Source organism: Pseudomonas sp. GCM10022186, assembly GCF_042656385.1.
GTDB lineage: Bacteria > Pseudomonadota > Gammaproteobacteria > Pseudomonadales > Pseudomonadaceae > Metapseudomonas.
On sequence record NZ_JBHSOU010000002.1, the window covers coordinates 343119 to 354502 of the forward strand.

Annotated in this window: 9 protein-coding genes; 5 read left to right on the forward strand and 4 right to left on the reverse strand. The window is 63.9% G+C overall.

Annotation, left to right across the window (positions count from 1 at the left end; translation table 11 throughout):
• The first annotated feature begins 2 nt into the window (after window positions 1–2).
• The 4 genes from ACFPU0_RS02275 (at window position 3) to ACFPU0_RS02290 (ending at window position 5882) form a co-directional block, all read left to right on the forward strand.
• Complete coding sequence (locus ACFPU0_RS02275; protein WP_377691163.1) at window positions 3–2516, forward strand: fimbria/pilus outer membrane usher protein; 2514 nt, start codon at window positions 3–5, stop codon at window positions 2514–2516.
• A gap of 19 nt (window positions 2517–2535) precedes the next feature.
• Entirely contained in the window at window positions 2536–3516 is a 981-nt protein-coding gene (locus ACFPU0_RS02280; protein ID WP_377691164.1) for a fimbrial protein, read from the forward strand.
• A 621-nt stretch (window positions 3517–4137) separates the two neighbouring features.
• Window positions 4138–4806 (forward strand): molecular chaperone, encoded by a 669-nt coding sequence (locus ACFPU0_RS02285; protein ID WP_377691165.1) that lies wholly within the window; start codon window positions 4138–4140, stop codon window positions 4804–4806.
• 17 nt (window positions 4807–4823) lie between these two features.
• Window positions 4824–5882, forward strand: coding sequence for a fimbrial protein (locus ACFPU0_RS02290; RefSeq protein ID WP_377691166.1), 1059 nt, complete (start codon window positions 4824–4826; stop codon window positions 5880–5882).
• Window positions 5883–6086: 204 nt separating this feature from the next.
• On the opposite strand, the gene ACFPU0_RS02295 is transcribed toward ACFPU0_RS02290, so the two are convergent.
• Window positions 6087–7004, reverse strand: coding sequence for a LysR substrate-binding domain-containing protein (locus ACFPU0_RS02295; protein ID WP_377691167.1), 918 nt, complete (start codon window positions 7002–7004; stop codon window positions 6087–6089).
• Window positions 7005–7142: 138 nt separating this feature from the next.
• Between ACFPU0_RS02295 and ACFPU0_RS02300 the strand changes: the two genes are divergently transcribed.
• Window positions 7143–8540, forward strand: coding sequence for a NorM family multidrug efflux MATE transporter (locus ACFPU0_RS02300; RefSeq protein ID WP_377691168.1), 1398 nt, complete (start codon window positions 7143–7145; stop codon window positions 8538–8540).
• A 306-nt stretch (window positions 8541–8846) separates the two neighbouring features.
• On the opposite strand, the gene ACFPU0_RS02305 is transcribed toward ACFPU0_RS02300, so the two are convergent.
• From ACFPU0_RS02305 to ACFPU0_RS02315, 3 genes are all read right to left on the reverse strand, one after another.
• Window positions 8847–9134: a helix-turn-helix domain-containing protein gene (locus ACFPU0_RS02305; RefSeq protein WP_377691169.1), complete on the reverse strand. Its 288-nt coding sequence runs from the start codon at window positions 9132–9134 to the stop codon at window positions 8847–8849.
• A complete protein-coding gene (locus tag ACFPU0_RS02310; RefSeq protein WP_377691170.1) occupies window positions 9131–9457 on the reverse strand; it encodes a type II toxin-antitoxin system RelE/ParE family toxin in 327 nt (108 codons plus the stop codon). The genes ACFPU0_RS02305 and ACFPU0_RS02310 overlap by 4 nt, the downstream gene beginning before the upstream one ends.
• 113 nt (window positions 9458–9570) lie before the next feature.
• Window positions 9571–11244 carry a putative bifunctional diguanylate cyclase/phosphodiesterase gene (locus tag ACFPU0_RS02315; protein WP_377691171.1) on the reverse strand — a complete coding sequence of 558 codons (1674 nt, stop codon included), beginning with the start codon at window positions 11242–11244 and terminating at the stop codon, window positions 9571–9573.
• Window positions 11245–11384: the final 140 nt, after the last annotated feature.

Here is an 11384-nt window from a genome sequence, read left to right on the forward strand (position 1 = left end):
ACATGGCCAATTTCATGAAAAAGTTCAATTTCAAGATTGCCGCCTATTCCGGGTCGTCCTGTTTCCTGGCCCTTGGCCTGACCATGCCGGGCGACATCCTGGCCGCGGAGTTCAACGAGCTGTTCCTGAACCAGGGCGGTGGAGCGGTCGAACTCGAGTATTTCGAAAAGGGCAGCAGCGTGCTGCCGGGCTCCTACAGCGTCGATATCTACCTGAACCATGAACTGGCCACCCGCCAGGACATCAACTTCGCCGCCGACGCCACGACCGGCATCGTGCGGCCACTGATCCAGCTGGGGCTGCTGAAGTCCCTGGGCGTGGATGTCGCCCGGCTGATGCGGGAAAACATCCTCCCGGCGAACCTGGAAGACGCCGCGCCGCTGGATGTCGCCGCCACCATCCAGGGCGCCTCGGTGGAATTCGAGGTCACGGAGCTGGCCCTGATGATCAGCATTCCCCAGGCCTACGTCCGGCGGAACGCCCGCGGCTATGTCGACCCCTCCCTGTGGGACGACGGCATCACCGCGCTGTTCAGCAACTACCAGACCAACTTCAGCCGCAACATCCAGGACGGCCAGACCAGCGACTACCGCTACATCGGCCTGCGCAACGGCTTCAACCTGCTGGGCTGGCGGCTGCGCAACGACTCCTCCCTGATTGGCGGGACGGGCATGCGCAACACCTTCCGCAGCAACCGTACCTACGCCGAGCGGGACATCCGCCGCCTCAAGGGCACCCTGGCCGTGGGCGAGCTCTACAGCCCGGGCGAGATCTTCGACAGCGTGCGCATGCGCGGCGTGCAGCTCAATTCCGACGTCGGCATGCTGCCCGACCACGAGGCCGGGTACGCCCCGGTGGTGCGCGGCATCGCCGAAACCAACGCCACGGTGGAAGTGCGCCAGAACGGCTACGTGATCTACTCCACCAGCGTGACGCCGGGGGCCTTCGAGATCACCGACATCTACCCCAGCGGCTCCAACGGCGACCTGGAAGTCAGGATCATCGAGGCCGACGGGCGCGAGCGCAGCTTCCAGCAGTCCTTCTCCTACCTGCCGGTGATGACCCGCCGCGGCAACCTGCGCTACAGCTTCGCCGCCGGCCAGTACCAGACCGACGGCCACGCCTCGCCCAACTTCACCCAGGGCACGGCGGTCTACGGCATGACCGACAACCTCACCGGCTACGGCGGCGCGGTGGTGGCGGACAAGTACACCGCAGCCAACCTCGGCGTGGGCGTCAACACGTCCCTCGGCGGCCTCTCCCTGGACGTCACCAACAGCCAGTCGAAGACCCGCAGCGGCGGCAGGAACCAGGGCCAGAGCGCGCGCTTCCTCTACTCCAAGACCCTGGCCGCCACCGACACCACCTTCACCATGGTCGGCTACCGCTACTCCACCGAGGGTTACCGCACCCTGAACCAGCATGTGGAGGACATGGACTACGTCACCGGCACGAGCGTGGGCCGGCAGAAAAGCCGCTTCGACATGAACATCAACCAGACGCTCTTCGGGCGCGGCTCGCTGTTCCTCGGCGTGGGCGAAACCAACTACTGGAACCGCCAGGGCAGCACCCGCCGCTGGCAGTTCGGCTACAGCAGCAGCGTGCGCTCCGCCAGCTACAGCCTCTCCGTATCCCGTACCCAGGACTCCGGCCCGGCGGCGCAGTCGGATACCCAGTTCACCGCCTCCATCAGCATTCCCCTCGGCAGCAACGCCCGCTCGCACCGGATCAATGCCAGCGCCATTTCCTCGAACAATGGCGACTCCAGCCTGCAGACCAGCGTTACCGGCTACCTGGACGAGGCGAACACCGTCAACTACGCCGCCCAGGCCAGCCACAGCGATCGCGGCGGCAGTTCAGGCAGCCTCGGCATCGGCTGGGATACCGCGAAATCCAAGCTGAGCGCCAACTACAGCCAGGGCCGCGACAACAAGCACATGGACCTGAACGCCTCGGGTTCCGTGGTGCTGCACAGCGGCGGGGTGACCTTCGGCGCACCGGTGGGGGAAACCTTCGCCCTCGTCGAAGTACCGGAAATCCGCGGGGTCGGCATCGACGGCTACCAGGCCATCCGCACCGACCGCAAGGGTTACGCCGTGGTGCCCTATGCCCAGCCCTACCGCTACAACTGGCTGACCCTGGACACCAATACCCTGGGCAGCGACACCGAGATCGCCGACAACGCGCAGATGGTCGTGCCCACCCGTGGCGCCATCGTCAAGGGCCGCTTCGCCGCCGAGTCCGGCCGCCGCGTGCAGTTCGACCTGAGCCAGGCCGACGGCCAGAAGATTCCCTTCGGCGCCCAGGCCCATGACGCGAAGGACAAGGTACTGGGCATGGTGGACAACCTGTCCCGCCTGCTGGTGTTCGGCATCGAGGACCAGGGCCGCCTGGCCATCCGCTGGAGCGAGGGCGCCTGCACCATCGACTACCGCCTGCCGCCGGTGAACAAGGAGCTGGCCTACGAGCGGGTCGCCGCATCCTGTCGCCCTTCTTCCAGCCAGCAGCAACTCTAACGGCCATGGAGCTTATGCCATGATTCCCAAGACTCTGCACAAACTGATTCTGACTAGCCTGACCCTCACCGCAAGCCTGGCGTGGACGAACGCCTTCGCCGTCTGCAAACCCGACCCCGGACACTCGACGGAGAAAACCATAACGCTGCCCGCCAGCATCTCCATCAAGTCCGCCAAGGTGGGTGAGGTGATGGCCTCGAATACGTACGAACTCTGGAGAGTGCAGGACGTATATACCTGCAGAGACAACGACACGGTATCAATCGCCGTCAATGGCGGGCTCGAGCTCTCCGAATACTCGAAGGTCTACAAGACCGGCATCGAGGGGGTAGGAATCAAGGTCGGCCTGAATCTTGGGTACGGCGTCAAGTACACGCCCTACAGTTTTGCCACGACCCCACCTCCCGGCGGGTACTATGCTCCGCAGAGCATAGTCGTCGATATCGTCCGCATTGATACCGGCGTAGCCTCGGGAAGATTGCCCACCTTCAACGCAACGCTCTCCGGCGGTGGTATGACCTACACCATCAAGACTTCGGGCAGCACCGAAGTGAAAAACGAAGTGTTGTTCAGCAGCTGCACGGCGGTCGATACCCTGGTCGACGTGCAGATGGGCCAGGAGAACATCGAACGCATCAGGTCAGGCCGGAGCGCGGTGCACCCGTTCAACTTCGACGTGCGCTGCACCGGCCTGAAACCCAACGCCACCGTGCCGGTGAAGGTCTATTTCGAAGGTAACTCCAGCAGCGACGGGATACTCGCGCTCTCCGGCGCCGGCACGGCGGGCGTGGCCAGCGGCTTCGGTATTGCCCTGGTCAACGACAAGGGCGTCAAGCTGCCCTTTGCCAAGGCGCGTTCGGTCCAGATCCAGCACCACCGATCGGACGAGGAAGGCGAGATCTACCGCTTCTCCGGCACCGCCAAGTACGTCTTGACCAGTGGCGAAGTCAAACCGGGCAAGGCCGATGCCACCATGACCTATGTGATCGACTACAACTAGGCCGCCGTGCAGGAGAGCGGGGACGCCGAGTTCTCGCTCGCGAAGTTCTCAGGATGGACCGGGCGGCGTTCCACGAGTGTGCGATACCCCTTCTCCCTTCCCGCGCAGGTATCGCTCGTCTCCGCCACGAGCGATTCAAACGTCAATCGACTGTAGGAATCGGGACTGCTTCTTGATGTCCAGGGAGCAAGTGTACGAGTTTGGTGTATTCATCGCGATTCCAGCGAAACCAACGCCAGATATCAAAACGACACGCCGATTAGACGGTGGAATTTTAGTTGTTGGGTTCGAGTCCTCTCATAACTTCCAATATTTCATGATACGAGAGAAGAAATTCCCCACAAAACAATAGCCATAAGCCGATAGAATTTAGTGCGGAAAACTGCATAGTCTTAGTAATTCAGACCCGAAGACCCAAGACAAGCAGAGTTCACATTTATGATAAAGCGTGAATCCACAGGAATAGCAATACCCGGCGCAAGGACGCTATTCCGTTATTCAGCCCCACACACTCAAATAGAAAAACAAAAATCAGCGCTGAACTTCTTTATATCCAAAAAGTTTCGTTTTCCATTCATATCATCGTCATTTCTATTCTTGGCAGGGGCATTCACAAATGCCGTGGCGGAACTCTCCTTCAATGGGGAAAACCGCTTCATCATGGCGGACGCTCGAACGACCATAACCCTGGCCAACGAAGACAAGGAAAGCGCCCTCGCGCAAGTCACCCTCGACTGGGGAGACGGGGATGAGGAGCGGGACCTGCCCATGGCGCTCTCCACGCCGCTGGTGCGGATTCCGGCGCGGCAGAAAGCTACAGTGGATGTCCTCTATGAGGGGCACGGGCTGCCCGAGGATCGCGAATCCTACTTCCTGCTCAGCGTGCTGGATGTCCCGAAGACGCCCAAGGACCCGAACGTGCTGCAGATCGCCCTGCGGCATCGCTTCAAGTTGTTCTATCGCCCGGCCTTGCAGATGACGCCGGACGCAGCCAGGGCCGCAATGACCTGGGAACGACTGGAAGGAAGCGAAGGCCAGGTCAGGATCGGCAATCCTTCCCCCTACTACCTGACCCTCAGCGATATCGACGCCCGGGGGCCTGATGGGCACAGCTGCGGCAACCCGATCGAGCACCTGATGCTTTCGCCCTTCTCCTCGCACGCCCTGGACACGCCCACCTGCCGGCCCGGCGGTTTCCACTACCAGGTCATCAGCGACGCCGGCAACCCGCGCCCCTACCACGTAACCCTCGTACCTGGCCGAAAAAGCCAGGGCGTCCCCCGCTCCTGACCCCAAGGAAAACGAACATGAAGAACGTGATCCGATTGATATTCCTCGGCCTGATGCTTGCGCTGGCGCAGAAGAGCTTCGCCCTGGCCTGCCTGAAAGACACCACCAAAAGTGGTTGGCAGATCACTGGAGAAGTCTCCGATACGGCTTATATAGACACCACCATTGCGGTATCGAATACCTTGCCGAAGAACACCGTGTTATGGCGTTCGCCGGAATACAGCATAAGCATTACCTGTTGGCAGGACCGGGCTGCGGGGAGTGAATACGTTTACATCTATTTGAGTCCGGACGATCCGGGTTACACCAAATTGGGCCCGGACCTGGAGCTGGGCATTCGATTGGATGGCCAGGATTATTACTGCGACAGCGGAATGGAGCGGTTCCAGGGCCGTTGCCGGAAGAAGCTCGAGTATTTCCACTTCAGTTGCTACTCGAACACCGCGCCAGGTGGCAACGGGTGCCCGGACAAGGCCATTACGAAACAGTTGAGCTACAGCTTCTTCGTTTCCAAACGCAGCGCACCGAGTGCGGGCAAGGAAGGCAAGCTGACAGGGGTCGTCGGTGCTTACGGTGCTTTCCAACTGGACGGCGTCGGCGGTATGAACGACCACCTCGACAAGAACTTCCGCATGTATGTGAGCGGCCTGAACAATATGCGCTACATCGCCTGCGGCGCGGCCCTGAGCATTTCCCCCGAAACGGTCTACTTCGGCAACATCCGCCCGAGCGAGGTCGAGGCAGGCAAGGAGATAAAGGAACTGCCCCTGACCATCACCGTCAACAAACCCTGCTCCAGTGTCTATGGCCTTGGTGCCCAGCTCACGCCAATCAATGCCACGGCAAAGGACGGCTACACCCTGATACCGAACGACAACTCATCCGTCGGCATCGCGTTGTTCAGGAAGGAGACGCTCGCTCGCATTCCGTTCAACAAGGAATTTCTCCTGATGCCCAATACCGCCAGTAACGGCTTCATACCGCAGAACTTCCTGGCGCGGCTGAAATGGACCAGCAATGAGGCGATCGTCGGTCCGTTCAATGCCTCAGCGTCAGTGGATATCTATTACAAGTGATGGGTGGGTCTGGCGTAAGCGGCACGATTCCAGCACTTGCTCCACGACCTACCGAGGTGTCGATTACGGGGCTACGGTTTGCTCATTTTGTAGGGGCGATTTCAATCGCCAAGCGGACCGCAGGTTCGCCTTTGAAGATCGCCTGGGGGGCAGCTTCGCCGCCCTTGGCGAATGAATTCGCCCCTACAGTGGGTAGCCCTGTTCCTATCCCAGCAGCTCCACCTTCGGCAACCGCATGGCCGCCACTTCGGCCTGGAGGAAGTCGCGCAGCCGGCGCAGGCGTTCCTGGCCGCTGCGGGCACGGGGCCAGACCAGGTAGTAGCTATCGCCGCTGGCCACTGCCGTGGGCCAGGGCAGGCCGATGCGGCCCTGGGTCACATCCTCGGCCACCATCACCAGGTCGCCGATGGACACGCCGTAGCCCCGGGCGGCAGCGACTATGCCCAGCTCCAGGGTGTCGAATACCTGGCCGCCCTTGAGGGACACCTCGTCCGCCATTTCCATACGCTGCAGCCAGCGCCGCCAGTCCCGGCGGTCCGGCGTGGGGTGCAGCAGCTCGGTGGCCTGCAGGCGTTCCAGGGTCCAGGGCCCGGCGGCGGCCGAGGGCTCGCAGACCGGGATCAGCCATTCGCTGAACAGCAGGGTCACTTCCCAGTCCTGGCTGAAATGGCCGTCGCTGAGCAGCACGGCGCAATCGAAGGGCTCGTGCTGGAAGTCGACTTTATCCACATCCATCCAGGCACTGGTGAGCTGCACCTCGATGTCGTCGTTGAGGTGGCGGAAGCGCGACAGGCGCGACAGCAGCCAGCGCATGGTCAGGGTGGACGGCGCCTTCAGGCGCAGGGTGGCGTCGTCGATCCGCAGGGTGATGCAGGCCCGCTCCAGGGCATCGAAGCCCTCGCGCAGGCCGGGCAGCAGCATGCGCGCCGGCTCGGTGAGCTGCAGGTTGCGCCCCCGGCGCTCGAACAGGCGGCAGGAAAAATGCTCCTCCAGGGTGCGGATATGCCGGCTCACCGCGCTCTGGGTGATGGCCAGCTCCTCGGCGGCACGGGTGAATGAAGCATGCCGGGCGGCTGCTTCGAAGGCACGCAGGGCGTAGAGCGGGGGCAGGCGGCGCGACATGTGCCTTCACCTATGAGTCAAAGTCATGGATTGCATCATTTTTTTCCTTTTGTGCCGCCGGTTCAAGGCTCGGAAAATTGCCGAATCCTCAGCCGACCAAAGGAATTGGCCGGCACGCCGAAACAGTGAGCCTTACTCATGCCGCAAAGCATACGCAACGAACTGATGGCCATCCTGCGCCTGGCCGGCCCGCTGATCGCGGCCCAGCTGGCGCACGTGCTGATGGTCTTCACCGATACCGTGATGATGGGCCTGCTCGGCCCGGCGGAACTCGCCGCCGGCGGCCTGGGGGCGGCCAGCTATTCCTTCGTGTCGATCTTCTGCGTCGGGGTGATCGCCGCCGTGGGCAACCTGGTCGCGATCCGCCATGGCGCCAACGATGCCGCGGGCGCCACCCGCCTGACCCAGAGCGGGCTCTGGCTGGCCCTGGGCATGGCACTGGTAGCGGGCCTCCTGCTGTGGAACCTGAAACCCGTGCTGCTCGCCTTCGGCCAGGCACCGGAAAGCGTGGACGGCGCCATGCAGTTCCTTGCCACGCTGGTCTTCGCCCTGCCCGGCTACCTGGGTTTCATGGCCCTGCGCGGCTTCACCAGCGCCATCGGCCGGCCCGGCCCGGTAATGGCCATCAGCATCGGCGGCGCCCTGGCCAACTTCCTCCTCAACTACGCGCTGATCCACGGCCTCTTCGGCCTGCCGCGCCTGGGCCTGGCCGGCATCGGTCTGGTCACCGCGCTGGTGATGAACGCCATGGCCCTGCTGCTCACCTGGCATATCGTGCACAACCCGGCCTATGCCGCCTACCCGCTGCTCAAGGGTCTGTTGCGTCCCTCCCGCGAGGCGCTGGCGGAACTGGTGCGCCTGGGCCTGCCCATCGGCGGCACCTATGCGGTGGAATCCGGTCTATTCGCTTTCGCCGCCCTGTGCATGGGTGCCCTGGGCAACACCCAGCTGGCGGCGCACCAGATCGCCATCCAGTCGGTGTACGTGGCCTTCATGGTGCCGGTGGGGATTTCCTACGCCGTGACCTTCCGCATCGGCCAGCACTATGGCGCCGGCCGCCTGGAGGACGCGCGCCGCGCCGGCCGCCTGGGCATCGGCTTCGGCGCGGCCTGCATGCTGGCCTTCGCGGTGCTGTTCTGGGTGGCTCCGGAGCTGGTGGTGGGTCTCTTCCTGGATCACCGGGCAGAGGAATTCCGGGACATCGTGCAGTTGGCCGTGAGCCTGCTGGCGGTGGCCGCCTTGTTCGAGCTGTTCGACGGCACCCAGACCATCGCCATGGGCGCCATCCGCGGCCTCAAGGATGCCAAGACAACCTTCCTGGTGGGCCTGGGCTGCTACTGGCTGGTGGGCGCACCGGCGGCCTGGCTGCTGGCCTTCCCCCTGGGCTGGGGCGCTGAGGGCGTCTGGTGGGGCCTGGCCCTGGGCCTGGCCTGCGCGGCCCTGGGGCTGACCCTGGGCTTCGAGTGGAAGACGGCGCGGTTGCTGCGGCCGCAAGCGGAGTCGGCATCCGGCCGGACGATCGGGCTTCATCTGTAGGGGCGAATTCATTCGCCAAGGGCGGCGCAGCTGCCCCCAGGCGATCCCCAAGGGCGAACCTGCGGTCCGCTTGGCGATTGAAATCGCCCCTACAAGAGCCCGCAGCCTGAGCACGGCCGATACCCCCGCGCGAATGTCATCGGTGCGCACAGCGCACCCGGGCTGGGTTTCGAGTGGAAGGCCGCGCGCGGCTGCTGACGGCCCAATGTTCACCGGCACCGTGTTACAGGGACCTTGTTGGGCTTCGCTGCGCTCAGCGCCAAGCTACGGTTGTGGATAACGTCCCTTGAGCGACGTGGCGTGGGGTCAAGCGGCCTGGTTGCTAATGGCCAGGGTCACATGGAGCCCGGCTGCGACTGCCAAGCCAACCAGGGCATCAAGGCTGAACGCATTGATCCTCCCACCTTTCAGGTTGGAGAAACGCGGCGCAGTAATACCAAGGCGTCGAGCTTTCTCAGCATCGCTGCCACTCCAACCTTCGGTATGGGCAAGGATGGCGCGCATCAGTTCGGCCCGCAGCTTCATATTTTCCGCCTCCGCCGGGGTATCCTCGATGGCATCCCAGACACTGGCGAAAGATTGGCGTTCGATCATTTTCGGCCCCTCAGTAGGTCACGGAGTCGGGCGCGCGCCAAGTCGAGGTCGGCTTTGGCGGTCGCCTGGGTCTTCTTCTGGAAGCAGTGCAGCACATAGATTGCTTCGGGCAGGGTGGCCAAGTAGATCACCCGAAACGCACCGCTTGCGTCACGCACGCGGATTTCCTGCACGCCGGCCCCCACAGTACTCATGGGCTTCCAGTCCGCCGGTCCGATGCCGTGCTGCACGTTGTCTAACTGGAAACCGGCTTCGCGACGTGCATCCAGAGGAAACTCGCGGAGGCGGTCGAGGGAGTCGGCAAGAAATTCCAACGGTTTCATGGCAAAACGTCCTTGTACCGATGGCGATATCTTATCGAAACCGATAAGAGGCACAAGCATTACCGGCAGTTGCTGCACGGGTTTCGCAAACGAGAAGTCCGCGTGGCGGGGTTTCAGGATTCCTGGCTGGCAAACAGCGCCTGGCGTGAGCTGAATACCAGGAAGCGTGCCAGCTCGGCCAGGGGCAGCGGCCGGCTGATCCAGTAGCCCTGGGCCTGGTCGCAGCCGAACTGGCGCAGCAGCGACAGCTGCTCGGCGCTTTCTACGCCCTCGGCCACCACTTCCAGCTTGAGGTTCTGCGCCAGGTTGATCATGGCCTTCACCAACTGGCGGTTCTCCGGCCGGTCGTGCATGCCGCCGACGAAGCTCTTGTCGATCTTCAGCAGGGCGATCGGCAGGCTGTTGAGGTGGACGAAGGAGGAGAAGCCGGTGCCGAAGTCGTCCAGGGAGAAACGCACGCCGAGCCGGCGCAGGGCATCCATGGTCTGGCGCACCTGTTCGCTGCGGCGCATCACGGCGGTCTCGGTGAGTTCGAACTCCAGCCATTGGGCATCCACGCCGCGCTCGTGGATCAGCCGGCTCAGGGTGCTCAGCAACTGGCTGTCCTGGAACTGGCGGAAGGACAGGTTCACCGCCATGTGCAGCGGCGCCACGCCGCGCCCGCGCAGCCATTGCATGTCGCGCAGGGCGCGGGAGATCACCCAGTAGCCGAGCGGCACGATCAGGCCGCTTTCCTCGGCGAGCGGTACGAATTCGTTGGGGGTGAGCAGGCCGCGCTCGGCATGGCGCCAGCGCACCAGGGCCTCCAGCCCGAGGATGCTGCCGGTCTTCAGGCACAGGCGCGGCTGGTAGTGCAGCTCCAGTTCGTCGCGGCGCAGGGCGCGGCGCAGCTCGCTTTCCAGGTCGGCGCGGCTGCGTGCGCTGCGGTTGATGCGCTCATCGAAGACATGGAAGGTGCAGCCCTGGCTGGCCTTGGCCTGCTGCATGGCGATATGGGCGTGCCACATCAGCGGATCGGCGCCTTGGCTGGCGCGGGAGTGGGCGATGCCGAGGCTGCAGCCCAGCAGCAGGCTTTCGCCGTCCACCTGGTAGGGCTCGGCCAGGGCTTCGGCGATGCGCTCGGCGACCTGTTCGGCGCGGGCCGGGTCACGACGGACGTCCAGCAGCAGGGCGAACTCGTCGCCCCCCAGGCGCGCCACTTGGTCGCCGGCGCGCAGTTGCCCTTTGAGCCGCGCCACCACCTGCAGGATCAGGCGGTCGCCGGCCTGATAGCCGAGGGCGTCGTTGGCGTGGCGGAAGTTGTCCAGGTCCAGGTGGCCGAGGGCCAGGCCGCACCCTTCGTACTCCACCAGGCGCGCCGCCAGCAGGGTCTGGAAGCCCTGGCGGTTGGCGATGCCGGTGAGCGGGTCCTGTTCGGCCAGGCGTTCCAGGGCGTGCTGCAGGTTGCGCCGCTCGCGGACATGACGGAGGGTGCGGCGCAGGGTGTCGGCGTTGAGGTGCTCGCGCACCAGCCAGTCGCTTACGCCCTGGGGCGCATCGAGGGGCTCCTCCTCCAGCAGCAGGATGATCGGCAGCGGACAGCGTCCGGCCGCCGGCAGCAGCTGTGGGGTGCAGAACACCAGGGCACAGCCCATATCGTCCACCAGGCTGCTGACGGCGTTCCAGGAGGCGGCGGTAATCAGGGGGGATGCGCTGCCCATCGCGGCCAGGCGTCCACGAAGGAGTTCCGCCCAGGCCGGCGATTCGGCCAGCAGGAGCATGGGCATGGGCTCGACGAGCGCGGACAAATGACCTCCCCGGGTCACAGAGACTACGGCACTTTAGTGCCGGGCTGCGCCATTTCTGGCGTCATTCTTTCCACGCGTCCCTGCGCTCCCTGCCCGGATCGCCGGAGCAGGCGGAACAATCGTACTGCTTGCTGAGAAAT

What these genes read in the sequence shown, in the direction of transcription:
- ACFPU0_RS02300 (WP_377691168.1), top strand. Translation starts at nt 7,143, where the DNA reads ATGCCGCAAAGCATACGCAACGAACTGATGGCCATCCTGCGCCTGGCC.
- ACFPU0_RS02295 (WP_377691167.1), bottom strand. Translation starts at nt 7,004, where the DNA reads ATGTCGCGCCGCCTGCCCCCGCTCTACGCCCTGCGTGCCTTCGAAGCA.
- ACFPU0_RS02280 (WP_377691164.1), top strand. Translation starts at nt 2,536, where the DNA reads ATGATTCCCAAGACTCTGCACAAACTGATTCTGACTAGCCTGACCCTC.
- ACFPU0_RS02290 (WP_377691166.1), top strand. Translation starts at nt 4,824, where the DNA reads ATGAAGAACGTGATCCGATTGATATTCCTCGGCCTGATGCTTGCGCTG.
- ACFPU0_RS02275 (WP_377691163.1), top strand. Translation starts at nt 3, where the DNA reads ATGGCCAATTTCATGAAAAAGTTCAATTTCAAGATTGCCGCCTATTCC.
- ACFPU0_RS02310 (WP_377691170.1), bottom strand. Translation starts at nt 9,457, where the DNA reads ATGAAACCGTTGGAATTTCTTGCCGACTCCCTCGACCGCCTCCGCGAG.
- ACFPU0_RS02305 (WP_377691169.1), bottom strand. Translation starts at nt 9,134, where the DNA reads ATGATCGAACGCCAATCTTTCGCCAGTGTCTGGGATGCCATCGAGGAT.